The organism is Pseudorhodoplanes sp. (genome assembly GCA_032027085.1).
Classification (GTDB): Bacteria; Pseudomonadota; Alphaproteobacteria; order Rhizobiales; family Xanthobacteraceae; genus Pseudorhodoplanes.
On sequence record JAVSMS010000001.1, the window covers coordinates 4,484,421 to 4,510,509 of the forward strand.

The window sequence follows — 26,089 nt, forward strand, 5'->3', positions numbered from 1 at the left end:
GGTTGATCCTATCCTGCTTCAGGCCTGACGCTCGGGCGTATGCACAACAAGGCCGTCGAGCTCGTCGCTGACCTTGATCTGGCAGGACAGCCGCGAATTCGGCCGCACGTCAAAGCCGAAATCCAGCATGTCCTCTTCCATCGGCGAGGGCCCGCCCACCTTCTCGCGCCAGGCTTCGTCGATGTAGACGTGGCAGGTTGCGCAGGCGCAGGCGCCGCCGCATTCGGCCTCGATGCCCGGAATGGAATTCTTGATCGCGTTTTCCATCACCGTCGAACCATTTTCGGCCTCGACGGAACGGCTCTGACCTTGAAAGTCGATATAAGTGATTTTTGCCATGAATTAGAGTGCGGCTGACGGGAAAAGCCGGCCGAACGGACGGCTTCGCACCCTATATAGGCTCCAAAGCAACGGCGCCAGACGTTCGATTTACCGAGACAATCGGTTCGCTTGCAGAAGATCGGCGATCACACGCCGCGCGTCTCCGATAGCAAGCGCGAGGCGGCTGATGGAGCCGGAGAGATGAGCAGGATCGACGGCCTGTGCCGCTGTTTCAACGTCGAAGGCCGTCCGGGCGACCGACCAAGCGCCAATGCCGCGCGCCGAGCCTTTCAGCGTGTGTGCATAACCCGCGATGGCCGCCGGGCACGCGTCCTGCATCTTCACCAGCAGCATCTCGGCCTGGCGATCGAAAAGGCGCAGCACTTCGCGCTCGAGTTCGCGCTCGCCCAAGGTCATGCGCGACAGATGCTCGAGATCAATCGGCCGATCAACCGGCGACAGCGGCGGCGCAACAACGGGATCGACCAGCCCCATTTCGATCATGGACAACCTCCCGGAGGCTCTCCGTCCTCCTTAGGAGCGCAGTTTGGCATCGGATCGACCAAAGCACGGTAAATACAAGGCCGCCTGTCCGGCTCCCCGTGCCGCTGGCTCCTGGCAAGGTTAAGAAAGTCTTGCCGGCCGGGCCGCTCCCCAAAAGCGGCACAGGGCTGCTAGGATAGATGAAGCAACCCACCCGCGGGGGACTGAAGCTTGCGCGACCTCTCCAATCTCATGATCTACACGGCGACCGACGGCCAAAGCTGGATCGCGGCGACCTCCTCTTCTCCGTTTTTCTGTCTGGAGGCCGGCTCCGAGCGCGAAGTGCTTGAGCTCGCCGCGCGCGCCCTGCGCTTCCACCAGGCGGCGGCGACGCGGGCGAGCCAGAACCAGGGGCGCGAACGGCAATTTCCGGGCTACACGATCCAGAACAGGGTCTCGGCGCGGGAACTGGCCATCGCGTATTGGTGATGGCGTCCTATTACGTCGAGATCCAGGGAATCTACGAGGAATTCCTGGAGTTTTCCGGTTATGTCCTGGTTGACGAGGACGCTGAATTCCAGCTTTTCGTCAAGAACGGTCAGGAATATATCCTGCCGAAAAGCGGGCTTCGCTTCCTGCCGGTGGAAGCCAACGACGGCGACATGCGGCGTTCCCGACGCCGGGCCGTCCCAATTCCGCGTCCTGAGCGGGTCTAAGCTACCAAGCACCGAACTACCTAAATACCGTTCCGCGACTGACTTTCTCCACGGCGGTTAACGATGATTAAAACGAGCTTAACGCGCGCAGTTTTCATCGATATTGCCAGCGGATAGGATGTACGGCCCGTTGATGGATTTTGGCGGGCGATCTGATTGACGAAATTCACGGGGGCACCTGACAGCGCGCTGAATGCGGCCGATCTTGTTTGCGCGTGCGGTCTGCGGTCCTGGACATTTTGTAAAGTGAGGCGGCGAAGGACATGGCGAACACACCCAGGAAGGCCAAGGACCCGACCGAAGCGGCAATGGCAGCGATCCAGGACGCCTTGAAAGTCCGCGACGCCGTCGAAGCCAAATCGAAACCGGCGGCTGTGGCACCGCGTGCGGGGACTCCCGCCACCGTCCCGCCAGCCCCGCCAGTGGCTGCCTCGCCTGCCATGCGTGCCACGGCCTCGTCGAAGCCCGCCGAGGACGAATTGTTCGATGCGCCCCGCGCCCCAACGAGCGAGCCGGGACGTCCGGCCAATGACGACTGGAAGCCGGTCGGTGAATTGCTGCAATCCATGCAGCCGCGCGCCGCGCGCAACACCTATATGATTGCCGGCATCGGCTCGGCCGTGTGGTGCGCCGCCGCGGCCCTGTTTCTGTCCCAGTACATGCCCGACCTGCGGGCCAATTTCGGACCCGCGATCTTCTCGCTGGCCGCCATCTTCATCCTGCCGGTGTCGCTGTTTTTCGTGCTCGCCAACATGGTCAACCGCTCGCGCGAAATGCGCCATATCGCGCAATCGATGGCGGAAGTCGCCATGCGCCTCGCCGAGCCGGAAACGGTCGCACGCGAATCCATCGTCACCGTCGGCCAGGCCATTCGCCGCGAAGTCGCGGCTATGGGCGACGGCGTCGAACGCGTGCTCGCGCGCGCGGCTGAACTGGAATCCATGGTGCAGAACGAAGTATCTGCGCTGGAACGCGCCTATAGCGACAACGAGGCGCGCATCCGCGGGCTGCTCGATGATCTTGCCCGCCAGCGCGACAATCTGGTCGGGCAGGCCGAGCAGGTGCGGGACGCCATTGCCGGCGTGCACCTGAACCTCAACCAGGACATTACCGGCATCGCGGAAAATGTCGCTCAGCAGGTGGCCCACGCCGCGCAGCAGATCACCGGCAATTTGTCCGACAAGGGTGAGCACATCACCCTTGCGCTCGGACGCGCCGGCGACACCATGATGGACGCACTGGGCGAGCGCGGCGGCGACCTGCTGCAGCGGCTCGAGCGCACCAGCCTCGAAACCACCGCCTCGATCGCCGAGGTCACCAACCGCCTCAACTCGTTGCTCGAAACCGCCTCGGTGCGGACAACCTCATCAATCGCCGAGATCGCGGAACGCCTCAATGCGACCATCGAGGCCGCTTCAGCGCAGTCGACCACGGCCATCGCCGACGCCGCCGGCCGCCTGAATGAATCGATGGACAATGCATCAGCGCAGCTCACGGCGAACCTGAACTTCAAGGCCGATCACATCGCCGAGGAGTTCGACGTGCTGTCGTCGAACCTCGCAGAGATGATGCAGTTGCGCCTGGCCAATGTAACCAACGACTTCTCGCAGCGTTCCAAGACGATCGTCGACATCATGTCGGAGCGCGCCGAAGAGATCACGCTGAATTTCATGGAGAAGTCGGAGCGCATCGGAAATGTGCTGATTGAAAAGTCCGAGCAGCTCACCACGGGGCTCTCCGAACACAGTGAGCGCCTGACCACCAACCTGACAGAGCATTCGGAACAGGTCACCAGCACGCTGTCCGAGCGCACGGAGCAGATCACTGTGAACATGATCGAGCGCTCGCAGCAGATCACGGAGGGGCTGATCGACCTCTCGAGCCGCGCGGCGGAAACCATTGCCACCCGCGGCGAGGAGGTCAATTCGACCATCAAGTCGACCGGCGACTCGCTGGTGCTTGATCTCAGCCTGCGCGGTGAGGATTTCGCCAATAAGATCGAGCAAACATCCAAGACCATCCACGAGACGATCGAAAGCCGACTGCAATCCTTCGAGGAAATCTTTGCGCATAACGGCGCCCAGCTCGCGGAAAAGGTTGGCAACGAATCCGCGACCCTTGGCAATCTGATCACCCGTCATCTCGGCGAATTCGATCGTACCGTCAAAACCTATGGTGGCGAACTGGTCGAGCGCATCGGTGAGCGAACCGACAAGATCACGACTGCGATGGAGGCACATATCGACAATTTCGATGGCCGCCTCTCCGCCAAGACCGAAGAATTTGCGGGCACGCTGCAGCAGCGCCTCGACCGTTTCGGCGAGGCGCTCGACGGGCGCACGCAGTCGCTGAATGAGGCCCTGGCCGGCCGCATCACCGACGTGGCGAAGACGGTCGCCGAAAGCGGCAAGGAAATCGTGTCCTCGATCAGCACACGTTCGGCGGAAATCACCACCGAACTGGAAGGCCGCCTCACTCGCTTCGAGGAGTTGTTGCTCGGCCGCACCACCGACGTGGCGCAGGAAATCGAGAATCGCGGCAAGGCGGCGGCAGACGCGATCAGCGCCTCGACCGACCACCTGCGCAATTCGACCCAGGATCTCGAGCGGATGCTGACCAGCGCCACGGCTAGCGCCACCGAGACGCTCAATGCCACCAGCACGACGATCGCTAACACATTGAACGAAACGGCGGTCAGTACCAATGCCAAGCTCATTGAAGCGGCCAGGGTGACCAATGCCACGCTCGAGGAAGCATCTGCGAATGCGGGCAGCAAGGTGACCGAGGCGGCAACCAATGCCGCGGCATCACTGAGCAGCACCGGCACCGACATCAGCAATGTGCTGTCCAGCGCTTCGGCGGGCATCAGCAATGCGTTGAAGCAGAATGCTACTGATGTCGAACGTACCCTGCTCTCGGCCGCGGCCGAACTGACGCGCGTGTTCAACATCAATTCCTCGCCGCTCCTCGAATCGCTGTCGGGCAAGGCGCAGGCCTTCTCCTCTGAGATTGACCGCGCCGCCGGCGAAGCCGTCAAGGCGATCGAAAGCAAGGGCTTCGATTTCACCCGCGCCATGCTGGACAATTCCGGCGAATTGGCCCGCCTTATCAACGAGGCCGGCGAGAACGCCACCGGCCGGGTCAACGACACCTTCAACAATCTGCAGAACGCGGCACAGGCTGCGATCAATCACTCGCAGCAAGCCGCGTCAGCCGCCGTGGCTGACATGATGGATGTCCACAACAAGCTGCGGAACGAATCGACCGGACTTTTCGAGCGTCTGCGCGAAGCCAACCTGCTCCTGCAGGAGGTGCTGACCGGGGCGCATGAGAACATGAGTTCGCTGGAGGGATCGCTCACCACGCGGCTCAACGAGTTCTCGACCGTGGTCAACGACATCACGGCGCGCACTGGTGCTGCGACCGACAGCGTGCATGTGCATCTTGACGCCTTCCGCAGCGAGACCGCACGCGTCCTGGAAAACCTGTCTGAGCTTGCCACGCAGTTCGATTCACATGGCCGGGTTCTGGTCGATGCCGTCGATCTCATCGACAAGAGCAACCGCCGCACCGAGGAAACCATGGGCGAGCGCAAGGCTGTGCTTGACACCCTGGTTACGACGCTGGACATGAAGACCGAGGATCTCGACCAGCGCCTTACCCGCTTCGCCTCGCTGCTCGACGAATCCATGGAAGGCGCGGCCTCCCGGGCGCGCGAAATCGGCCGCATGATCGCGGAAACAAGTTCGCAGGGCAGCCAGACCATCTCCGAACAATTCGAGATGGTGCGGCAGAACACCGACGAAGAGCGCGCCCGCACGATCGAGAGCATGCGTGCCATCTACGAGCAGGCGACAGGTGACGCGCATGCCATGCTGCGCGACAGCACGGAGCGTTTCGCCGAATTGCTGCAGAACATGCGCGACATGACGAATGAAATGCAGCGCGAAATGGATCAGACTCGCAACGAGCTGCGCCGCGGCATCCTCGAATTGCCGCAGGAAACCGCTGAGAACGCCGCGCAGATGCGCCGCGTGATCGTGGACCAGATTGAGGCGCTGGCGGAGCTCAACCGCATCGTGGCGCGCCATGGCCGCAACGTCGAAATCGCCGCAGAGGCCCGCCGCGGCAGTGAGCCTGTCCTTGCAGTGGTGGGCGGACGCAACGAGGCGCCGGTCCGTCCGACCCGCGCGGCCGATCTGCCGCCGGCCCCGCCTTCCATTCCGCTGGCGGATGCTCCTCTTGCTCCCGCACCGGCGGCGCGCCGCACCGACGTGCCGCCACACGCACCGGCCGCGCCCGCTCAGAACGCTCCGGGCGGCGGCTGGTTGTCTGACCTGCTGCACCGCGCGGGGGACGACGAACAACCGCAGGCTCGCGAGCGCGTGCCGGCTCCCCCGGCCCCGCGTGGCCGCGCGCCGGAACGCGCGCCCGAGCGTCCACACATGCATGCCCGAGCAGATGAGCGCATGCAGCGTGTCTCGATCGAGTCGCTCGATGCGCTCTCCGTCGATATCGCGCGGATGATCGACCACAACGCCGCGGTGCAGATGTGGGACCGCTACAATCGCGGCGATCGCACGGCTTTCGGGCGGCACCTCTATACACCGCACGGCCAGCGCGCCTTCGATGACATCCGCGCCCGCTATCGCGGCAACCGCGATTTCCGCGGAACAGTGGACCGCTACATCGCCGAGTTTGAGCGCCTGCTCGACGAAGTCTCGCGCGACGAACGCGGCGGCCAGCAGATGGTCCGGACCTACCTGACCTCGGAAACCGGCAAGGTCTACACCATGCTGGCGCACGCGTCGGGCCGCTTCGACTAACCGGAAGACATCTTGAAAAAAGGCGCGCTGAAAAGCGCGCCTTTTTTATTTTGTGCGCCAGAGGCTCGGACTGACGCCCATCACCCGGCGGAAGCGTCGGTTGAACGTGGACAGATCGTCGAAGCCGGCCTCAAGCGCTATGGACGATATCGGCTCTTTCGTCCGACGAAGCCGGATTGCGGCGCGATGCAGGCGGGTGCGCAGCACATATTGATGCGGCGTCATCCCGACAATCTGCCGGAACACGCGCAGGAAATGATAAGCGCTCATGCCGGCCTGCCGCGCCATCTCGCCGAGCAAGAGGCGTGTTTCGACCTTCTCCTCGATGCAACGCAGGGCCTCAGTGATACGCCGCGCATCGCGCGATGTCGGCGACACGCGCGACGGCTTTCTGTCGGCCAGCGTCAGGGCGACCGCGCCGCAAAGGCGCAACGCGATTTCTTCCCAAGCTGCCGCATCCTTCTGGTCGCGCGCAGCCTCGGCTTCCGACAGAAGCGGAGCGAGTTCCGGCACGGGCGGCAGATGCGGAGTGTGGAAATCGATCTTGCGAATGCCCGGCAAGGCAGAGGCAACCGCCTCCAGCAGGCGCGGCGTGAAGTGAAACGACAGACAGCGGTCGCCGGTGGCGTGTTCATGCCCGCACTCGAAACAGGCGCCGGCATTGCCCAGCAGCAGCGCGCCGGGCGCAAGCACCGCCCCGCCCTGCCGCGTGCGGTACGCGAAGCTGCCGGACGTCACGATGGCGATGCAGGCCGCTTCGTGCCGTTCTTCGAATGGCCGGTCGCGCGGTCCCGCCGCGCAGATAACGTCATCCACCCGACAGTCGGGGCCCGATGCGAGGCACTGCGAGGTCACGCTCATGCCTGAAGAATAGCAATTTTTCCCAAGCAAAACGCGCCGCCGCGGTCCAAAGTTCGCACGCTGTCAGATCGGCAAAGAGGCCACCGCATGACCATTTCAGCACCTTCCATTCACTGCCTGCATGCCCGCGGGCCGGCGTCGGATCGCGTTGAAAAGATGGGTCTTTACGGTTGGCTGATTGGAGACTGGGAAATGGATGGCAGCATCCATCTCGACAACGGCACCCTCCACAAGGGTTGCGGCGAGATCCATTTCGGCTGGGTGCTGGAGGGACGCGCAATCCAGGACGTGTGGATCTTTCCCGGCGCGTTCCATGGCACGACCCTGCGTGTCTACGATCCTGGCATCGACGCCTGGCACATCCTGTGGAGCGATCCGCTCAAGCAGTATTATACGCGGCAGATCGGCCGCGCGCGCGGCAAGGATATCGTGCAGGAGGGCAAGCTGGAGGACGGCACGCTAATCCGTTGGAGCTTCACCGACATCACGCCCGATTCATTCCACTGGTTCGGCGAACGCTCGCGGGACGGCGGCCCAAGCTGGGAATTGCAGGCGGAGTTCTTCGCGCGGCGGGTCAAACCTTAGGCAGGCGTTAGGCTTTCACTGCCGGCGGCGCCCGGACGCTGCCGTCCCATTGGCCGGCCGTCCGCCGCCAAAAATCAGGCGGGTCGGATTCGCATCGATATTCTTTACCGTGCGTTCGATCACGCCGAAGGTCCGACGACCGTCGGACACCAGCCCATCGATCTTCCTGTCGAGATTTTCGGCGACATTCCTGATCGCGCGCGCGGCCTGGGGAATCTCACCCTTGCCTTCCGCCCCGCCAATCATGGCGTCGATCCCGGCCATGATGCTGTCGACCTTCTCGGAGTTGCGTGAGAGCGCCGCGGTGAAATTCTCGATATTGCGCAGCGAGGAATCGATCTTGTCTGAATTGCGCGCCAGCACGTCGGTGAAGGACTCGATGTTCTTCATCGAATTGCGGAAAGACTTCTCATTGTCGGCAATGAAGGTATCGATGCGGCGGATGGCTTCGCGCGCCGCCTGCATCAGATCCTGGCTGGCGCTCGACGTCGCCGTCAGCAGCGGCACATTCCCGTCGCGCAGCGTGACGGGCGCCGCGGCAGCGGCGCCGCCCTTGAGCGCCAAAACCGCAATACCGGTCAGACCCTGATAGTCGAGCGTAACCTCGGTGTCAGAGCGCACGGGCGTATTCTTGTCGATCGAGATGGTGGCCAGCGCCTGACGCGGGCTGTTCGGATCGAGCGACAGGGCCGTCACTTCGCCGACGCGAATGCCGTTGAACGACACCGTCGCGCCGGTGCGCAGCCCGCCGATCGGACCCTGGAAAGCGACGCGATATTCGGCGCGCTCGCCGGTGCCGCCGACATGATGGAACCAGTAGACGAAACCGAAGGCGCCCACGATCACCGCAAGGGTGAAGGCGCCGACGATAATGTAGTTGGCCCTGGTTTCCATCCACCGCCCCTCACAAAGTGCCGCCGACCCGGGTGCGTTTGCCCCGGAAATAAGCCTTCAGCCACGGATGCTCCGACGCAAGCATGACCGACATCGGTCCCACAGCGATGATCTTGCCGTCAGCGAGAACGGCGATGCGATCGCAGACGGTGTGCAGGGAGTCGAGGTCATGCGTTACCATGAAAACGGTGAGTCCCAAAGTGCGTTGTAACGTCCTGATCAGGTTGTCGAATTCACCTGCGCTGATGGGATCAAGACCGGAGGTCGGCTCATCCAGGAAGACGATCTCCGGATCGAGCGCCAGTGCGCGCGCCAGCGCCACGCGCTTGATCATGCCGCCGGAGAGCTCGGACGGCATCTTGTTGCCGACATCAGGCGGCAGGCCGACCATCGCGAGCTTGGCATCGGCAACCTCGTCGCGCAGGCGCGGCGACAGATCGAGATATTCGCGCATCGGAAATTGCACGTTCTGGCGCACGTTGAGCGAGGAGAACAGCGCCCCCTGCTGAAACAGAATGCCCCAGTGGCGCTCGATCAACTGTTTCTGCAGATCCTGCGTGCTCGACAATTCGCGGCCGAACACTTCGATCGAGCCCGCGCGCGGCTGAATGAGGCCGATGATGGTCCGCAGCAGCACCGATTTTCCGGCGCCCGACGCACCGACGAAGCCGAGAATTTCCCCTTTCTTCACCTCGAAGCTGACGCCATCAAGAATGGTGCTGCGCCGGAAGCCGACCACAAGATCGCGCACGCGCAGCGCCACATCGTCCGGCGTGCCGCGTCTGACCAGGGATATTGCCTCTGCCAGCGACATGATGGCCCGCTATTTGTCGATGGCGGCGAAGAACACCGCGAAGAAGCCGTCGAGCACGATCACGAGGAAGATCGATTTCACCACCGCCGCGGTCGTGTGCAGGCCGAGCGATTCCGCGCTGCCCTTGGTCTCGAGACCCTCAACGCAGGCGATGATGCCGATGATCAGCGCCATGAACGGCGCCTTGATCATGCCGACCATGAAATGATCAAGGCTGATCGCCTCGCGCAGACGCTGAATGAAGACGTCGGGCGAAATTCCGCCATAGAGCGATGACACGAGGCCCGCGCCATAGAGCGCCGCAATTTCACCGAGAAATGTGAGCATCGGCACCGCCAGCACCAGCGCGACGATGCGCGGCAGGATGAGGATGTGCACCGGATCGAAGCCCATGGTGCGCAAGGCGTCGATCTCCTCGCGCATCTTCATCGAGCCGAGCTCGGCCGTGTAGGCGCTGCCGGAGCGGCCGGCCACCATCACGCAGACGATCAAGACGCCGATTTCGCGCAGCACCAGAATGCCGACCATGTCGACGACGAAAATGTCGGCGCCGAATCTGCGGAAATGGAAAATGCCCTGCTGCGCCAGGATCGCACCAATCAGGAACGTGATCAGCAGGATGATTGGCACCGCGCGCCAGCCGACGAGATCGATCTGATGCACCATCGAGGTCCAGCGGAATTTGTGCGGCCGGATGACGACGCGCAGGAAAGCGAGCGTGACCGCGCCAAACATTTGCGCGACCAGCAGCATCGAGCGGCCGATCTCGGCCATGTTGCGGCCGATGGTGGCGAGCCAGTTCAGCGGGTTGACGCTGAACATGCGCATTCGCGGCACAGGCGGGCGATCCGACGCGCGGTGGACGGTTTCGACCAGCGTGCGGAATTTGTCGGGAAGATTGCTGACCTGCGCCTTGCCGCCGCCCTCGCCCGCAGCGCGCACCAGCCGCTCGAGCAGCCAGGCACCATAGGTGTCGAGTTTTTCCACCTCTTTCATGTCGATATCGACATGGCCGATCGGCGCGGCGGGACGCGCAGTCGTGCGCACGAGCGCTTCGAGCTCGGCGGCATTGTCGGCGGTCCAGGCACCGCCGGCCACAAGCTCAAGCCGCTCGCCGCTGACCTTGCCGGTGAGCAACGACACGTTCACATTCCTCTCCGTCCCATTTGCCCCGGACGGGCTCAGGCATCATGCCTTGAGGAAAACCGCATTGAGTTCGCATACTTAACAGAGCCCCTTTGCGCCATCGAGCGTTCATTTACCAGCCGTTTACCAAGCCCCAATCATGGTTAACCCCACAAAAATTCCGATCCTTTCTGTGACCGTCGAACGCTGGCCGATTGCCGGCAGCTTCACCATCAGCCGCGGTGCCAAGACCGAAGCGCTGGTGGTGATTGCGGAACTTTCCGATGGAACCGTCAGGGGTCGCGGGGAATGCGTGCCCTACGCCCGCTATGGGGAGAGCCCGGACAGCGTGGTGGCAGCGCTGGAGGCGGCAAGGCCGCAGATTGCCGCCGGGCTGACGCGCAAGGCGCTGCAGACGGAAATGCTACCGGGGGCGGCCCGCAATGCCCTGGACTGCGCCTTCTGGGATCTTGAGGCCAAAAGAGCCAACCGGCCGGTCTGGCAACTGGCCGGCCTTCCGGCCCCCCGCCCTTTGACGACGGCTTTCACCATCTCGCTGGCAACGCCGGACAGCATGGCCCAGGCGGCGGCCGCGGCCGCCAGCCGCCCGCTCCTGAAAATCAAGCTGGGCGGCAACGGTGATCCGGCCCGAATCGCCGCCGTCCGCAATGCCGCACCGAAGGCGGAACTGATTGCCGACGCGAATGAGGGATGGAACCCGGACAATCTTTCGGAAAATCTCGCCGCTTGCGAACGGGCGGGCGTGACACTGGTCGAACAGCCCTTGCCGGCCAAGAACGATTCCGCGCTTTCAACCTTTGCGCGGCCCATTGCGGTCTGCGCCGATGAGAGCGTGCACGACCGAACCTCGCTTGCGGCGCTCGTTGGCAAATACGACGCCGTCAACATCAAGCTCGACAAGGCCGGCGGTCTCACCGAGGCGCTGATGATGGCAGAGGAAGCCGAGAAACTCGGCTTCCAGATCATGGCCGGCTGCATGGTGGGGACTTCGCTGGCAATGGCGCCCGCGCTATTGCTCGCGCAACGCGCAAGATACGTCGATCTCGACGGACCATTGCTGCTTGCACGCGATCGCGACAACGGATTGCGCTTCGACGGCAGCCTGGTACATCCGCCCTCGCCAGCGTTGTGGGGCTGAGTTCCATCGCGCGTTAAGCGCTGTTGCAAAAAAGCGCACCGGCGCAAAAACGTACGCCCCCGTAAAAAACAGACTTGGCATCCTTCCGGCTTTCGCTTTAGCCTTTGCATAGGGACGGCCCGCAATGGCAAGGGGGGTCGGAGGGATGAAGTTACTAGGGGGGATTATCGGCGCTGTGTTTTTGGCGCTGATGGCAGGCGGCGCATCGGCGGCGGTGCGTATCTCGAATGACCCGGGCGGCCAGATCGGCCCCTATCTCGACAATTTCGCCATGGTCCGCAATTCCGGACAAAAGGTCATTATCGACGGCCCCTGTCTTTCGGCCTGCACGATGGTGCTCGGCATCGTTCCTCGCGACCGCATCTGCGTGACATCACGCGCCAAGCTTGGCTTTCACGCCGCGTGGAATCCGGTTGCGAATGGCAGGGTGGTGATGAGCCACGCCGGTACCAAGGCGCTGTGGGATATCTATCCGAGCCATATCCGTTCGTGGCTCAGTAAGCGCGGCGGCCTCAAGACGAAGATGATCTATCTCAGCGGTTCTGAATTGTCGGCAATGTATCCGCCCTGCCGGTGAACAGCGCAATCAGAGGGCTGTCTTCCGTTTTGCAAATGTTGCGGCGACAATCACGCCGCCCAGCGCGGCGATCATCGCCATCCCTGCGTAACCCGTGCTGCCGAATCTTTCGTAGAGAAATCCGGCGAGGCCCATGCTGACGCCGAGCAGAACGCCGCTCAGGATCGAGAAATAACCCTGCGCAGTCGCCGCGAAACGTTCCGGCGCACGATAGGCGATGTAACCGATCAGGCCGAGATGCGTGGCGCCGAAGGTCGCGGCGTGCAGGCCTTGCAGCAACGGCAATGTCCAGCCGGGCGGATCGAGTGCCATCACTGTCCAGCGGATGAGGCCGCCGGAGGCGCCGATCAGCAGCAGCATCTGCGGTGCAAGCCACGGCGGCAGACGTCCCGACAGCGCGAACAGGACGATTTCAGCGATGACGCCGAGCGCCCACAGCAGGCCGATGGTGACGCCGTCGAAGCCCGCCGCTTTCCAGTCGATGGTGGAAAAGCCGTAATACAGGGCGTGGCTCGCCTGGATCAGGCCTGCGGCGGCAATCACGGCGATGAACGCCGGATCGCGCCAGAGCGGGGCCGATGGCGCCTCGATGGCCGGCGGCGCTGCCGGCAACGGGACAAGGCGCAACGACACCAGGGCCGCCAACACAGCGGAGGCCGCGATGGCCCAGATCAGATGCACGGGCTGAATGAGGTCGAGCAGGAAACCGGCGCCGAGATTGGCGGCAATGAAGGCGACCGAGCCCCAGAGCCGGATGCCGCCATACGACCCGCCGTGGATCTTCAGTCCCTTGAGAGCAAAGGCATCCGACAAGGCCACGATCGGCGTATGTGCGATCGAGGCGATGCTGACCGCGGCCAGGATGGCCAGCGCGCCATTGGTGAAGCCGACGGCGATATACCCGGCGGCCGCGGCGATGGCAGCCCCAACCAGCGTTTCTCGCAGCCCGCCGTGCCGGTCGGCGATCCGGGTCAGGAGCGGCACCGCCACCACCCGGACAAAGGCCGGCGCCGCCAACACGATTCCGATCTGGGCGGCGTCCAACCCCTTGGCTTCGAGCCAGAGCGGAAAAAAAGGCAACTGAATGCCGATCAGCACAAAATAAGCCGCATAGAAGGCCGACAGGCGGGCGGCGAAACCGCTGGTGGATAACTTGGTGGGAACGGGCATGCGGGCGGTCGGGCGCTTGGAAGCTTCTGTCTGCATGCGTAGCTTCGGACGCAGCCAATGTCAGACGAAAAACGGGCGCTGACCCGGCATTCCGCGCCGCCCAGCGAGGCGGACTACGAGGCAATCCTTGCCGCGGTCATGGAGACGGGCCGCGGGCGTTGGTTTTTGCACGAATTCGCCCAGCGCAACCGCCATGCCGAGACCCGCGGGGTGCTTACGGCCATCCAGAAAATCGAAGGAATCCTGCGGGCGCAGGGCGGCGATATCGCGGAGGCCCCGCCTCACCCGGCTGCCAGTCAGATCGCCACCGCCATCGCGCGGGCGCAGGAAATGGTGGCGACCTCATCGGGAAGCGACGACGCGCACGCCTTCGACAATGTTGTGCAATCGTTGGAAACCGCGCAGGTCCGCATGCGCGGGGTCTATAGCAGGCTGCGCGACGCCGCGGTCGCCTTGCGGGAAGAAGGCGGCCACAGCCGCATCTGCAACGACCTCGACCGCCAAGTGCGCGATCTCGACGCGGGCTGCGCGCAGATCGAGGATGCGTCGGGCGATATCCGCATTCTGACCGCGGTGCTGAAGGAGATCGAGAGTCTTGCCGGCGAAGCGCCGGTGCCGGCCAGCGTGGCGCCTGCGCCTGAAGCAAATCCTGTCCCGGAAGCGCTGGTGGTCACGCCGGTCGCGGTGCCGCCGCAGCCACAGAATGACCCGGTCGAGACCGGCATCATGGTCTCCGACACGATCACTCTCGACGAACTGGAAGCCTGCATCGCGGAATTTGAGGAGAGCGAGCCGGAGATTGCGACTGCGCGCGAACCCGTTGAAACAGCAGCCATTGAACCGCTTGCCATTGAACCGCTTGCCATTGAAACGCCGGCCAGTGTCATCGCGGCGACCAATCTTCCGGCCCACAAGACGATCGAGCCGGACGCGCTGATTCAATCCGATCCGGCCGAATTTCTATTGGAGCCGTTGCCGGAAACGCAGGCACCGCAATCGCTTGCGCCCGAACTTGGTGAATCCGCGCTCGCGGCCGTACCCGAATTGACAATTGCAGAAAGAAAACCGTTGCAACTGGATTCCTTCGATCCGCTGGCACCGCTGCGGGCGCTGAGCGACGAGGAAAGGATCGCGCTGTTCAGTTGATGACTTCCGTCATGCCCGCGCTTGTCGCGGGCATTCACGTCCTTAAGACTGAGCAAGCATCGCAGACGTGGATGGCGGGCAAGCCCGGCCATGACGGTGACATCAGGCCGCAATCAACCGGCAAAACAGGTCCGGATCGACATTGCCGCCGGAGAGCACTGCAACCACGACCTTGCCTTTGACGTCGAGTTTGCCGGCGAGCAGGGCCGCGAGTCCGATAGCGCCGCCCGGCTCCACCACGAGCTTCAGCTCGCGCCAGGCGAAGGCTACCGCGCGGCCGACCTCCTCGTCGGTCGCGGTTACCCCCTGCCCGATCAGTTTCGACGTGATCGGGAATGTCAGTTCGCCCGGCCGCTCGGTCATCAATGAATCGCAGATGGTGCCGCTCATGCGTGCATTCTTTTCGCGCTGTCCGCTCCTGAACGAGCGCAGCGTATCGTCGAAGCCGTCCGGCTCGGCGGTGTAAAAGATCGTTTCCGGAATCTGCGTTTTCATCGCCAGCGAGATGCCGGCCGCGAGCCCGCCGCCCGAGGCACCGATGACGGCGAGATCGGGCTTGAGGCCAAGTTTGGTGAGGTCCTCGATGATTTCGAGTCCCGCCGTGCCCTGCCCCGCGATCACAAACGGATCGTCGAAGGGCGGCACCAGAGTCGCGCCGCGCTCCTGCATGATTCTTTTCGCGATGCCGGCGCGGTCTTCACTGTCGCGGTCATACAGCACGACTTCGGCGCCGAGCGCCGCGGTGCGCTCGCGCTTGGGCCGCGGCGCATCGGCCGGCATCACAATCACCGCCGGCATGCCGAGCAGCTTTGCCGCGGCCGCCACGCCCTGTGCATGATTGCCCGACGAGTAGGCCACGACACCCGCCGCGCGCTGCTCCGCTGGGATGGACGAGCATTTGTTGTAGGCGCCGCGGAATTTGAAAGCACCCATGCGCTGCAGGGTTTCCGCTTTCAGAAACACATGCGCATCGAGAAGGTCATCAAGCGCCGGAGAATTGATCAGCGGCGTGCGGATAGCGACACCATGCAGCCGCTTGGCGGCGGCTTCGATGTCGGAGAACTGGGGCGGATTTCGCGTTTCGATGTTCATACCGAACGGTAGCGCCGCTTCGGACTGGACTGCAAGCGATCCCCGTCTGGGCCTCCCCTTCAGGGAGGTAACGGCGGATATGCCGCTCAACTCCCAAAGCTACCCCGCCTGCGCATCCCAGAGCGCCTCGATGCGGCGGCGGAAGGCTTTCGGCGATTCCGCAAACAGCCGCGCCGCCACCTTCGACGCCGGCTTCACATATTCAGCCTCCTGATACGCGATCAGCGGGGCGAGCTTGGAGCGCCAGGGCGCCAGCGGCTGATGCGGCATTGTCAGGTGCGTCAGCACCACCAGATCCTGATAGCGGCCGAGCCGGTTGCGCAGCCGTTGCGCCTCGTCGACCCAGATGCGGCCGAGCCGCGGCCAGGCCGGCTCGATCAATTCCATCTGATAGCGATGCTCCACCACGCGACGGCGCAATTCGTGCAATTCGTCGGGCGTCGCAGCCGACCAGTCCTTCGGCAAGGCCTGCCGCGCCCGGCGATAGGTCTCCGCCAGGCGCCCGGCCAGATCGGAAAAGGTCAACGGATGCAGCGCCCAGTGCGAGACATAATAGGAGGCCGCGGTGATGTAGTCGGAGAATTGCTGGCGCGTCTCCTCATCCCAGATTTTCGCTTCCTTGTCCGCGCGCAGCTCTTCCAGCCGCCGATAGATCGCGACGAGATTCTGCGGCGACAGGGTCGGCGGCAGATCGTAGGTGCCGGCGATGGTATCGTGAAACGCGTCGATCGCCGATTGCGCGTCGCGCGCCACCGTCAGGCGCCGCGCCAGCAGACGCGCATCGTCGCGCAGCGACTGGTGCTGATCGGCGAGAAACGGCGACAGCATTTTCAGGAATGCGCGCCATTGCTTCATCGCGCGGCGGATGTCGTGCACCACGACCTTGTCGTCGAGAGTCCTGTCTTCGAGAATCTCGTGCGCCTGTTTCAGAAGATGCGCGGCAATCGCCTGCAACGTCTCGCCGACCGGCTTGCCCGGCTTCAAGGCAGGCTGCTCGTTCATCGGGCTGGGGGTATCTTGTTCCATCGGCTGAGGCCAATGCTGCACATCAAACCGGAACCTGTCCAGCTGGACTCAGCCACGCCGAAACTTTAGGCAGCGCGCGCCGGCACGAGACGGGACATGTTGATGCGCTGCGGCGGCTCCGCCGCCCAGTGAATGATTTCAAAGCGGCCATCGTGATGCTCGGCGATGGCGGTGCAATTCTCGACCCAGTCGCCGCAATTCACATAGCGGATGCCGAAATCGTCGTGGATCGCGGCATGGTGGATGTGTCCGCAGACAATTCCGTCGACCTCATGCTTGCGCGCGCCGGCGACCAGAGCCTTTTCATATTCTCCGATAAATGACACCGCATTCTTGACCTTGAGCTTCGCCCATTGCGACAGCGACCAATAGCCAAGGCCGCAGGCACGGCGGATGTTGTTGAAGACGCGGTTGAGGACAATGGCGAAATCGTAGGCCTTGTCGCCGAGCAGAGCGAGCCAGCGCGCCTGTGTCACCACGAGATCAAAGTGGTCGCCATGCACCACGAGATAGCGTCGGGCGTCAGCAGCGACATGCACGGCCTGTTCGACCACCTCGATGCCGCCGAAGTGGCTGCCGTAATAATCACGGAGAAATTCATCGTGGTTCCCCGGAATATAGACGATGCGCGTGCCCTTGCGCGCCTTGCGCAGAATCTTCTGCACCACGTCATTGTGCGATTGCGGCCAGAACCAGCTCGATTTCAGCGCCCAGCCGTCGACGATGTCGCCGACGAGGTAAATTGTGTCGGCGTCGTGATGGCGCAGGAAATCGAGCATTTTGCCAGCCTGGCAGCCGCGCGCGCCGAGATGCAGATCGGACAAGAACAGGGTTCGGAAATGCCGAGGGCTGGTATGGGTCATCAGCAACCGCGAACACCATTGTCGTGCGTCATGCGCCGCTCATGCCAGATATCCATTGCGGTTTGATGACAAGGGCTTGGGCGGCTTTCCTGATCAATGTCATCACCTCGTCATCGCGTCCCGTTACGCGTTGACGGATGACAGCCGCACTCCTCGCCGCCGTTGCATTCGCAATCATTGCATCGGCTCTGCACCTCGCCAGCATCGCCACAGCCGTCTGGCGCTGTCGACAGGCCACACATCACATTCCGGCGCCGGCGCATGCGGAAGCCGTCAGCATGGTGATTCCGGTCTGCGGGCTGGACAATTACGCCGAGGACACGCTGCGCTCAGCCTTCCGGCTGGATTATCCGCGCTACGAATTGCTGTTCTGTGCGGCGCGGACGGATGACGCCGCCCTACCCGTCGTGCGACGGCTGATGGCGGAACATCCCTGGATCGACGCCCGCATTCTGATCGGCAACGAACGCATCAGCGAGAACCCGAAGCTCAACAACGTATTCAAGGGCTGGCGCGAAGCACGCTTTGACTGGATCATGATGCCGGACAGCAATGTGCTGATGCCACGCGACTATCTGCAGCGGTCGCTGTCGCATTTCACACCCGATACCGGACTTGTCTGCTCGCCGCCGCTCGGCTGCCTGCCGGACGGCTTCTGGGCTGAACTCGAATGCGCGTTCCTCAACACTTACCAGGCGCGCTGGCAATATTTTGCGGATGCGGCCGGTTTCGGGTTCGCGCAGGGCAAGACCATGCTCTGGCGGCGCGATCTGATCGAAAAAGCAGGCGGCGTTCGCGCGCTCGGCCTTGAGGCGGCGGAAGACGCGGCCTCGACCAAGATCGTGCGCCGGCTCGGCCTGCGCGTGCGCCTCGTCGAGCCGCCGGTGCGACAGCCGCTGGGCCTTCGTTCGATGAAGGATGTCTGGAAGCGGCAGCGGCGCTGGGCGCGGCTGCGGCGCGCGAGTTTCCCGCTTTATTTTGTGCCGGAGATTCTGTCCGGTTCGCTGGCGCCGCTTGCGGCGGTCCTTTTCGTCGCCCGACAGTTCGAGGTAGCGCTGCTCGGCGCCGCGCTGCTGTTTGCCATGGCGTGGTATGGCGCCGAGATGATGCTGCTGGTCAAGACCGGATGGCATGTCTCCCGCCACTCGCTGACCTGCGCCATCTTGCGCGACCTGATGCTGCCGGTCCTCTATGTGAATGCCTGGGGCGGCAGCCGCTTCGAATGGCGCGGCCACAACATGCGCGCGGTTGAAGGGACGAGGTGGTTATAGGCTTCAATCCTCTCCGCTGTCATGCCCCCGAAAAAGCGGGGCATCCAGTACACACCGAGAGCGCGGTGATTGCTGGATCGCCCAATCAAAAATCGGCTTGGCCGACTTTTGCTCGGGTAAACCAGAGACCGGGCGCGGGCATGACAAATGATCGGTCAGACAAACAACAACCCGACCGACAACGCCACCAGAGCCGCCATCGTGTAATTGAACACGCGCCGCGAGCGTTCCGATTTCAGCAGCCGGCCGATGGCGACGCCGAACAAGCAATAGACGACGACCGAGCCTGTCGTGGCGACGGCGAAGATCGCGACAATCAGCGCGAGCTCGATATTCAGCCGCGCGCCGCCGGTGGTGAATGCGGTGACCACAGTGGCGGCGACCACCAAGCCCTTCACATTCACCCACTGGAACAGCGCCGCTTCGAGAAAGGTGAGCGGCCGCGAATTGCCCTCCACAGCGGCGGGATCGCCCGCCGTCGCGATGCGCCAGGCGAGATAGAGCAGATAGATCACGCCGACAATGCGCAAGGCCGCATGCAAGGCCGGATAGAGCGCGAAGATCTGGCCGAGGCCCAGCCCGAAGGCGACCAGCAGCACCGCAAATCCCACGCTGACGCCCGCCATATGCGGGAGCGAACGAGCGAAACCGAAGGCCTGGCCGGAGGCCGTGACCATCACGTTGTTCGGGCCGGGAGTGAAGGATCCCGCAATGGCGAACAAAGCCAGCGGCAGTAGATTGTCCAGCATCTGAAAAGGAAGCCCATGTGGCGCGCGGCCGAGGTAAATAATCTTGGCCGTGGCTGTTGCCGGACATAATATGCGCGGCTCGGCGCAGTGCCTAGCGCCCTGCTCCGTCATGCCCGCCATGACGCATTCAAGAAGGATTTGGGATGGATCTCGGTATCAAGGGCCGCAAGGCGATCGTCTGCGCGTCAAGCCGCGGGCTCGGCTATGGCTGCGCCATGGCGCTGGCGCGCGAGGGCGTCGAGGTGGTGCTGAACGGGCGCGACGAAAAGCGGCTGGCGCAAGCCGCCGACGAAATCGCCAAGGCCACGGGCGCTAGGATCATTCCGGTCGCAGCGGATGTGGCTAGCCCTGAGGGCCAGAAAGCCCTGTTCGCCGCCTGCCCGGAGCCGGACATTCTGGTCAACAACAACGCCGGCCCGCCTTTCCGCGATTTCCGCAAATTGACGCGCGAGCAGATGCTGGAAGGGGTGACCGCCAACATGGTGGTGGCGATCGAACTCATTCAGAAAGCGATCGATCCGATGATGGCGAAGAAATTCGGCCGCATTGTCAACATCACCTCCGGCACGGTCAAGATGCCGCTGGCAGGCCTCGATCTCTCCTCCGGCGCACGCGCGGGGCTGACCGCGTTTCTCGCCGGCGTCGCGCGTTCGGTCGCGGCCTCGAACGTGACCATCAACTTCCTCTTGCCGGGCGCCTTCGATACCGACCGCCTGCGCTCCAATATCGAAAACAATGCGAAAAAACAGAATATCAGTTTCGATCAGGCCAAGGCGAACCGCATCGCATCAGTGCCGGCCAAGCGCTTCGGCACAGCGGATGAATTCGGCGCGGCCTGTGCATTCCTCTGCTCCGCGCAGGCCGGCTATCTCACCGGCCAGAACATCCTGATCGACGGCGGCGTCTTCCCGGCGGCATTCTGACGAACGCCGCTCAATTCGCCGGCACGATCATTTTGCCGATCGGCCAGAGTGCGAGGCCGGCGAGCTTCAGATGCGCCCAGGCGAACGGGATGCCGATGATGGTGATCGCAAGCCCAATCGCGGTAATCACATGCGCGAGCGCAAGCCACCAGCCGGCCAGGACGAACCAGATGATGTTACCGATCACGCCGAGCGGGCCGGTGCCAATATCCTCGCGACCGGTATAGACATCGCGCGAGACCACCGTCTGGCCGAAAGGCAGAAAGGTGTAGATGCCGATATTGAAGGCCGCGCGCGCCCAAGGCAGGCCAACAATGGTGATGGCCATGATCGCTCCGGCAATGAACCATCCGACCGCCATCCATAGGCCGCCGAATACGATCCACAGGATGTTGAGCAGCAGTGAGAAGAATGACATCGCCAGACACTCAATTGTAGCAAATTGCAAGGACGGCGGCCGCCTGCCCTGTTTTCACAAGCTAGCAGCAATCCCGCATCCCGTCGCACACAACCGCACGAAGGCGGTGTCAGCATGCTTTCGCGGCAGCTGCAACGGCTTTGACAATTTCCGCAGTGTCGGGGAAATGGCCCTGCACGCGCTTGGCCACGACCTGGCCGCCGACCCGCACCTCGAGGATGCCGCCCCCGCCAAGACAACGGAAGGATTTAAATCTTATGAGATGATCGACTTGCGCATTCACCCGTTGCACACAACAGGTGCCCTCGCGGCTCGCTCTTTCGGCAATCTGAAATGACGGTGCATGCGAGCCAATGCAAGGCCGCACGCCAGCCTTGTCCTCTCGCCTTCTGAACAGCATAGTCGCGCGCGCTAGTTCAGTTTTCTGATGGGGAGGCTATTTGATGAAACTCGTGCGCTACGGCCCGGCCGGCAAGGAAAAGCCCGGCATCATCGGGGAAGACGGCAAGATCCGCGATATTTCGCGCGTGGTTAAAGACATCGACGGTACGATGCTGGCGTCAGGCGGGCTCGCCAAGATCAAGAAGCTCAATCTCAATCGCATGAAGCCCGTGGCCGGCAAGCCGCGGCTCGGCCCTTGCCTCGGCAACGTGCGCAACTTCGTCGCCATCGGTCTGAACTATTCGGATCATGCCGCCGAAGCCGGCATGCCGATCCCGAAGGAGCCGGTGATCTTCAACAAGGCCACGACCTCAATCTGCGGGCCGAATGACGACACCCTCATTCCCCGCGATTCGACCAAGCTCGATTACGAGGTCGAGCTCGGCATCGTGATCGGCAAGCGCGCGCGCTATCTCGACAAGGACAAGGCGATGAGCGCGGTCGCCGGCTATTTCCTGTCGAACGACGTGTCGGAGCGTTCGTTCCAGATCGAGCGCTCGGGCGGGCAATGGTACAAGGGCAAGAGCGCCGAGACCTTCGGGCCGATTGGACCGTGGTTCGTCACCAAGGACGAGATCAGGGACCCGCAGAATCTCGACATGTGGCTCGACGTCAACGGCGAGCGGCGGCAGACCGGGAACACGCGCACCATGATCTTCGGCGTTGCGCATCTTGTCTGGTATTGCTCGCAGTTCTTCGTGATGGAGCCAGGTGACATCATCATCACCGGCACCCCTCCCGGCGTCGGCCTCGGCATCAAGCCGGAGCCGAAGTTCCTAAAGGCGGGCGACGTGGTGACGCTCGGCATTCAGGGTTTGGGCGAGCAAAAACAGAAGATTGTGGCGGGGAAGAAGTAAGCGGCGAACGCAATCCTCACCTTCGTCATGCCCGCGAACTCCGGTCTGGCCGAAGGCCGGCCGGAGTGTAAACTTGTCGCGGGCATCGCGTCTTAAGGCTGCGCAGCATTAAAGACGTGGATGGCCGGAACAAGCCCGGCCACGACCACTAATTTCTCCACCATGCATGGAAATGGTGCACAGGTCCGTGCCCGTGGCCGATCTTCAGCGTATCCGACGCCGTGATCGCCGCTGTGACATAGGCTTTGGCCTGCCGCACCGCTTCGGCGAGATTGAGTCCCTTGGCAAGGCCCGCAGCAATTGCGGATGACAACGTGCAGCCGGTGCCGTGCGTGTTCTGCGTTGCGATGCGCTCGGAGGCGAGCCGCACCACCGCCTGCGGTTCGATCAGGACATCAACGCTTTCCGCCCCCTCGCCATGCCCGCCCTTGATCAGCACCGCGCGCGCACCCAGCTCCAGCAATTTCTCGCCCTGTTCGCGCATTTCGGTTTCGGTCTTTGCCAACGGTCCGTCCAGCAGGGCTGCCGCTTCCGGCAGGTTCGGCGTGATGATCAGCGCCTGCGCGATCAGCTCCTTGCGCAGCGTTTCAATGGCTTCCGGCACCAGCAGCCGGTCGCCGGATGCAGCCACCATCACCGGATCAAGCACGATCCTGTCCTGCCGATATTTCCGCAAGCCGCTCGCGACGGCGGCGATCGTTTGCGGGTTCGACAGCATTCCGATCTTCACCGCGCCAACCGCGAGGTCGGAGAACACGGCATCGATCTGCGCTGTAACAAAATCCGGCGGCACATCGTGAATGCCGGTGACGCCCCTGGTGTTCTGCGCCGTCAACGCCGCAATGACCGAGGCGCCATAGACACCGAGCGCGGAAAAGGTCTTCAGATCAGCCTGGATACCGGCACCGCCGCCGGAATCGGAGCCGGCGATCGTGACTGCGATTGCCGTCATGCCGCGCCCCGGCGAGACAAGGCCGCGTCCACGATGCCGCGCAGTTTTTGCGCCGCCGCTCTGGGGTCCGGCGCCAGCGACAAGGCCGAAATGACAGCGACGCCGTCGGCACCGGCGGCGATCACCTGCGCGGCATTGCTTTCGTCAATGCCGGCAATCGCTCCGGCAGGCATGTTGGGCTTGCGGCTGCGAATGATCACGACGAGCTCGGCGAAGCCGGCCGCACCGACGGGCGGCGGGTTGTCCTTCGACTGCGTCTCGAATACGCCGCCGATGCAGACATAATCGAGCAGGTCCAGCGGAGCCGCTTTCGCCTGTTCCGGCGTCTTGATCGACAGGCCGATAATAGCCTCGCGCCCGAGCAGCGCGCGTGCGTCGGCAACCGGCATGTCGTCCCAGCCCACATGTACGCCGTCGGCGCCGGCGGCAAGCGCGACATCGACGCGGTCATTGACAAGAAAGGGAACGAAGGTGCCGACCAGCGCCGCCTTGATGGCTCTTGCCTCCTCGATCTGACGCAATGTCGATCCGCTCTTGTCGCGGAGTTGCACCAGTGTCGCTCCCCCCTGCACCACAGATCGGGCGATGTCCGCAAGCTGGCGGCCGCCGCTGCGGTCGGGATCGACAAGGGCATACAAACGCAGATCGACACTCATCACGTCACCTTCACGATAGCCTGGCGCCGCCGCAACTCGGCCGTGTCGAGATTGAACAATGCATCCAGAATTTCGACGGAGAAGCTGCCCGGCCCGCGCGAGCGCTCGGCAGCGATCTCGCCGGCGATGTTGTACACGAGCAGCGCGGACGCCGCTGCGACCAGCGGATTCGTCTCGACCGCGAGGCAGGCGGCGAGCACGGCGGATTCCGCGCAGCCCATCGCCGTCACCTGCGTCATCAGCGGATGGCCGTTGTCGATCGCGACGATGTCACGGCCATCGGACACAATGTCGGTCTCCGCCGTCATCGCGACGGTGAAGGAACTGTCCTTTGCGAATTGCCGGATCTGGTCTCGATCGCCCGGCGTGCCGGCCAGCGCCTCGAATTCCCCGGCATTGAGCCGCAGGGCGCGCGGGCGCCGAGTCAGCAGCGAACGGGCGAAATCCGCACGGAAGGCGGAGCGGTCGACCTTCACCGGATCGAGCACCCAGGGGACGGACGCGGCCACCGCGGCATCGGCGGCAAGGTTCATCGATTTCCGCCGCTCGTCGTCGAGCGTGCCGAGATTGATCAGCAGCGCCCTGGAGCCGCGCACGAAATGCTCCACCTCGGTGGGCGACATGGTCATTGACGGCGTGGCGCCGATGGCGAGAAGCACATTGGCGGTGAAATGCTGCGCCACCGCGTTGGTGACGCAATGCACCCGCGGATGCTGCCGGCGCAGGCGCGTCAGCAGGTCGGCGGCAATGTCAGGCAAGTTGTGTGGCGCGTGGTCAGGTGCACGCATTCTCTGCTCCCTCCGCCGGCATGACCCGGATCAGGTTCGATGGGTTGGCTTGCGCCTCTCAGTCCGGCGGTGAATCCGCCGCACACCCCATGAGATTGCGAGCACTCCTTAGAACAGATCGCCTTCGAATTGAAGGGCTTTCTCGGCCCAAGAACCAGTCATTCCGGGACGCCGTGCACGCGCGGACCCGAAATCCAACCACACACCGGAGGTCGTCGCTGGATTCCAGGGTTCGCCTTCACTCGCGGCGTTTACCATCGGGTCGGCTTCGCGCGGACCCGTTGGCGAGCTTCGGCCCGGCGATCGATAATTCAGATCAGTTCGACAGCCTCACATTGGCGGCCTTGATGATCTTCGCCCATTTCTCGGTCTCGCTTCTAACGAAAGCCGCCATCTGCTCCGGCGTCGAGGGGGTGGCCTCCGCGCCGAGCGCGTAGATGCGTTCTTTGATCGCGGGATCCTTCATGGCCCCGACAAAGGCCTCGTTGAGCTTGTTGATGACCGGCGCCGGCGTATCCGCGGGCGCGATCAGGCCGAACCAGCCGATGGATTCGTAACCCTTGATGCCGCCCTCGACGAATGTCGGCACGTCCGGCAGATGGCCGTCGCGCTTCAGGCCGGTCACGCCGAGCGCCTTGATCTTGCCCTGCTTGATCAGGCCCTGCGAGGACGGCACGTCAACGATCGCAAGCGGGATATGTCCGGCCAGCACGTCCTGCGTCGCCGGACCCGATCCTTTGTAGGGCACCAGCGGAATCTTCGTGCCGGCGAGGTGATTGAACAATTCCGAGGACAGATGCATTGCGGTGCCGTTGCCGCCGTGACCGATCGATACCTTTTGCGGGTCGGACTTGGCGAGCACGATGACGTCCGCCACCGTCTTGCCCGGGAACGACGCACCCGCCACCAGCACGAACGGAATGGCCGTGAGCATGGTGATCGGCGCGAGATCCCTCTGCGGATCGTAAGGCATCTTCGGCTTGAGACTGACATTCACCGACAAGGCGCCGGCCGCGCCGATGCCGATGGTGTAGCCGTCGGGCGCCGATTTCGCGACCGCGTCGACGCCGATGTCGCCGCCCGCGCCCGGGCGATTGTCGATGACGACCGGCTGGCCGAGCGTCTTCTCCAGATAAGGCTGCATCGCGCGCGCCAGAATGTCGGTCGAGCCGCCCGGCGGGAACGTGACCACGAGCTTGATGGGGCGGTTCGGATATTCCTGCGATTTTGCGAAACCGGTCGCAGTTAGAAATGCAGCGAGCGCAATCGCCGCCGTACGCATCAGCTTGAGCGTCATCTTTTTCTCCCACCAAATCTATTTTTCTTGTTTTGTTGTTGCAAATGACAATTGTTGTCGCTCACAACTGAATATGCAA

General features: G+C 63.2%; 27 protein-coding genes and 1 riboswitch. Of the genes, 11 read left to right on the plus strand and 16 right to left on the minus strand.

Annotation, left to right across the window (positions count from 1 at the left end; genetic code table 11):
• Nucleotides 1-18: 18 nt before the first annotated feature.
• Both RO009_21995 and RO009_22000 read right to left on the minus strand, forming a co-directional pair.
• The gene (locus RO009_21995) at nucleotides 19-339 is read right to left on the minus strand and encodes a 2Fe-2S iron-sulfur cluster-binding protein (protein MDT3687708.1); all 321 of its coding nucleotides are present in this window, start codon (nucleotides 337-339) and stop codon (nucleotides 19-21) included.
• A 90-nt stretch (nucleotides 340-429) separates the two neighbouring features.
• Nucleotides 430-825 (minus strand): Hpt domain-containing protein, encoded by a 396-nt coding sequence (locus RO009_22000; GenBank protein MDT3687709.1) that lies wholly within the window; start codon nucleotides 823-825, stop codon nucleotides 430-432.
• A 210-nt stretch (nucleotides 826-1,035) separates the two neighbouring features.
• On the opposite strand from RO009_22000, the gene RO009_22005 reads away from it, so the two are divergent.
• The 3 genes from RO009_22005 (at nucleotide 1,036) to RO009_22015 (ending at nucleotide 6,346) form a co-directional block, all read left to right on the plus strand.
• Complete coding sequence (locus RO009_22005; protein MDT3687710.1) at nucleotides 1,036-1,293, plus strand: hypothetical protein; 258 nt, start codon at nucleotides 1,036-1,038, stop codon at nucleotides 1,291-1,293.
• Nucleotides 1,293-1,520 (plus strand): hypothetical protein, encoded by a 228-nt coding sequence (locus RO009_22010; protein ID MDT3687711.1) that lies wholly within the window; start codon nucleotides 1,293-1,295, stop codon nucleotides 1,518-1,520. Before RO009_22005 ends, RO009_22010 begins: the two co-directional genes overlap by 1 nt.
• Before the next feature lie 263 nt (nucleotides 1,521-1,783).
• Nucleotides 1,784-6,346 (plus strand): hypothetical protein, encoded by a 4,563-nt coding sequence (locus tag RO009_22015; GenBank protein ID MDT3687712.1) that lies wholly within the window; start codon nucleotides 1,784-1,786, stop codon nucleotides 6,344-6,346.
• A 45-nt stretch (nucleotides 6,347-6,391) separates the two neighbouring features.
• Here the strand turns inward: RO009_22015 and RO009_22020 are convergent, their stop codons facing one another.
• Nucleotides 6,392-7,162, minus strand: a complete 771-nt coding sequence (locus RO009_22020) for an AraC family transcriptional regulator (GenBank protein ID MDT3687713.1) — start codon at nucleotides 7,160-7,162, stop codon at nucleotides 6,392-6,394.
• A 201-nt stretch (nucleotides 7,163-7,363) separates the two neighbouring features.
• Between RO009_22020 and RO009_22025 the strand changes: the two genes are divergently transcribed.
• Nucleotides 7,364-7,792 (plus strand): hypothetical protein, encoded by a 429-nt coding sequence (locus tag RO009_22025; protein MDT3687714.1) that lies wholly within the window; start codon nucleotides 7,364-7,366, stop codon nucleotides 7,790-7,792.
• Between the two features lie 15 nt (nucleotides 7,793-7,807).
• Here RO009_22025 and RO009_22030 read toward each other — a convergent pair whose 3' ends face one another.
• Genes RO009_22030 through RO009_22040 form a run of 3 tightly spaced genes read right to left on the minus strand, consistent with a single transcriptional unit; the run spans nucleotide 7,808 to nucleotide 10,643 of the window.
• Entirely contained in the window at nucleotides 7,808-8,686 is an 879-nt protein-coding gene (locus tag RO009_22030) for an MlaD family protein (protein ID MDT3687715.1), read from the minus strand.
• A gap of 10 nt (nucleotides 8,687-8,696) precedes the next feature.
• The gene (locus RO009_22035; GenBank protein ID MDT3687716.1) at nucleotides 8,697-9,500 is read right to left on the minus strand and encodes an ABC transporter ATP-binding protein; all 804 of its coding nucleotides are present in this window, start codon (nucleotides 9,498-9,500) and stop codon (nucleotides 8,697-8,699) included.
• Nucleotides 9,501-9,509: 9 nt separating this feature from the next.
• On the minus strand, nucleotides 9,510-10,643 hold the full coding sequence (locus RO009_22040; GenBank protein MDT3687717.1) for an MlaE family lipid ABC transporter permease subunit: 1,134 nt from the start codon (nucleotides 10,641-10,643) through the stop codon (nucleotides 9,510-9,512).
• Between the two features lie 142 nt (nucleotides 10,644-10,785).
• On the opposite strand from RO009_22040, the gene dgcA reads away from it, so the two are divergent.
• Together dgcA and RO009_22050 are read left to right on the plus strand one after the other, a co-directional pair.
• Nucleotides 10,786-11,784: an N-acetyl-D-Glu racemase DgcA gene (gene dgcA, locus RO009_22045; GenBank protein MDT3687718.1), complete on the plus strand. Its 999-nt coding sequence runs from the start codon at nucleotides 10,786-10,788 to the stop codon at nucleotides 11,782-11,784.
• A gap of 145 nt (nucleotides 11,785-11,929) precedes the next feature.
• Complete coding sequence (locus RO009_22050; GenBank protein MDT3687719.1) at nucleotides 11,930-12,361, plus strand: hypothetical protein; 432 nt, start codon at nucleotides 11,930-11,932, stop codon at nucleotides 12,359-12,361.
• 9 nt (nucleotides 12,362-12,370) lie between these two features.
• Here the strand turns inward: RO009_22050 and RO009_22055 are convergent, their stop codons facing one another.
• A complete protein-coding gene (locus RO009_22055) occupies nucleotides 12,371-13,567 on the minus strand; it encodes an MFS transporter (protein ID MDT3687720.1) in 1,197 nt (398 codons plus the stop codon).
• Between the two features lie 21 nt (nucleotides 13,568-13,588).
• On the opposite strand from RO009_22055, the gene RO009_22060 reads away from it, so the two are divergent.
• Entirely contained in the window at nucleotides 13,589-14,677 is a 1,089-nt protein-coding gene (locus RO009_22060) for a hypothetical protein (protein ID MDT3687721.1), read from the plus strand.
• A 102-nt stretch (nucleotides 14,678-14,779) separates the two neighbouring features.
• Here RO009_22060 and RO009_22065 read toward each other — a convergent pair whose 3' ends face one another.
• The 3 genes from RO009_22065 to RO009_22075 form a co-directional block, all read right to left on the minus strand.
• Complete coding sequence (locus RO009_22065) at nucleotides 14,780-15,769, minus strand: threonine/serine dehydratase (GenBank protein MDT3687722.1); 990 nt, start codon at nucleotides 15,767-15,769, stop codon at nucleotides 14,780-14,782.
• A gap of 99 nt (nucleotides 15,770-15,868) precedes the next feature.
• On the minus strand, nucleotides 15,869-16,771 hold the full coding sequence (locus RO009_22070) for a CHAD domain-containing protein (protein ID MDT3687723.1): 903 nt from the start codon (nucleotides 16,769-16,771) through the stop codon (nucleotides 15,869-15,871).
• Between the two features lie 89 nt (nucleotides 16,772-16,860).
• The gene (locus RO009_22075; protein MDT3687724.1) at nucleotides 16,861-17,658 is read right to left on the minus strand and encodes a UDP-2,3-diacylglucosamine diphosphatase; all 798 of its coding nucleotides are present in this window, start codon (nucleotides 17,656-17,658) and stop codon (nucleotides 16,861-16,863) included.
• Between the two features lie 137 nt (nucleotides 17,659-17,795).
• Between RO009_22075 and RO009_22080 the strand changes: the two genes are divergently transcribed.
• Nucleotides 17,796-18,929, plus strand: coding sequence for a ceramide glucosyltransferase (locus RO009_22080; protein ID MDT3687725.1), 1,134 nt, complete (start codon nucleotides 17,796-17,798; stop codon nucleotides 18,927-18,929).
• Nucleotides 18,930-19,084: 155 nt separating this feature from the next.
• Here RO009_22080 and RO009_22085 read toward each other — a convergent pair whose 3' ends face one another.
• On the minus strand, nucleotides 19,085-19,678 hold the full coding sequence (locus RO009_22085) for a LysE family translocator (GenBank protein MDT3687726.1): 594 nt from the start codon (nucleotides 19,676-19,678) through the stop codon (nucleotides 19,085-19,087).
• Between the two features lie 143 nt (nucleotides 19,679-19,821).
• Here RO009_22085 and RO009_22090 point away from each other — a divergent pair, with 143 nt between their 5' ends.
• Complete coding sequence (locus RO009_22090; GenBank protein MDT3687727.1) at nucleotides 19,822-20,601, plus strand: SDR family oxidoreductase; 780 nt, start codon at nucleotides 19,822-19,824, stop codon at nucleotides 20,599-20,601.
• A gap of 10 nt (nucleotides 20,602-20,611) precedes the next feature.
• On the opposite strand, the gene RO009_22095 is transcribed toward RO009_22090, so the two are convergent.
• A complete protein-coding gene (locus RO009_22095) occupies nucleotides 20,612-21,019 on the minus strand; it encodes a YccF domain-containing protein (protein MDT3687728.1) in 408 nt (135 codons plus the stop codon).
• Here RO009_22095 and RO009_22100 point away from each other — a divergent pair.
• Both RO009_22100 and RO009_22105 read left to right on the plus strand, forming a co-directional pair.
• The gene (locus tag RO009_22100) at nucleotides 20,928-21,356 is read left to right on the plus strand and encodes a hypothetical protein (protein MDT3687729.1); all 429 of its coding nucleotides are present in this window, start codon (nucleotides 20,928-20,930) and stop codon (nucleotides 21,354-21,356) included. The genes RO009_22095 and RO009_22100 overlap by 92 nt on opposite strands.
• Nucleotides 21,357-21,462: 106 nt before the next feature.
• Entirely contained in the window at nucleotides 21,463-22,317 is an 855-nt protein-coding gene (locus RO009_22105; GenBank protein ID MDT3687730.1) for a fumarylacetoacetate hydrolase family protein, read from the plus strand.
• Between the two features lie 148 nt (nucleotides 22,318-22,465).
• Here RO009_22105 and thiD read toward each other — a convergent pair whose 3' ends face one another.
• From thiD to RO009_22125, 4 genes are all read right to left on the minus strand, one after another.
• The gene (thiD, locus tag RO009_22110) at nucleotides 22,466-23,269 is read right to left on the minus strand and encodes a bifunctional hydroxymethylpyrimidine kinase/phosphomethylpyrimidine kinase (protein ID MDT3687731.1); all 804 of its coding nucleotides are present in this window, start codon (nucleotides 23,267-23,269) and stop codon (nucleotides 22,466-22,468) included.
• A complete protein-coding gene (gene thiE / locus RO009_22115) occupies nucleotides 23,266-23,925 on the minus strand; it encodes a thiamine phosphate synthase (protein MDT3687732.1) in 660 nt (219 codons plus the stop codon). Before thiE ends, thiD begins: the two co-directional genes overlap by 4 nt.
• Nucleotides 23,925-24,713: a hydroxyethylthiazole kinase gene (thiM, locus tag RO009_22120; GenBank protein MDT3687733.1), complete on the minus strand. Its 789-nt coding sequence runs from the start codon at nucleotides 24,711-24,713 to the stop codon at nucleotides 23,925-23,927. Before thiM ends, thiE begins: the two co-directional genes overlap by 1 nt.
• Nucleotides 24,702-24,813: riboswitch (TPP riboswitch) on the minus strand. It overlaps the preceding gene by 12 nt.
• A gap of 216 nt (nucleotides 24,814-25,029) precedes the next feature.
• Nucleotides 25,030-26,010 carry a tripartite tricarboxylate transporter substrate binding protein gene (locus RO009_22125; protein ID MDT3687734.1) on the minus strand — a complete coding sequence of 327 codons (981 nt, stop codon included), beginning with the start codon at nucleotides 26,008-26,010 and terminating at the stop codon, nucleotides 25,030-25,032.
• Nucleotides 26,011-26,089 lie beyond the last annotated feature (79 nt).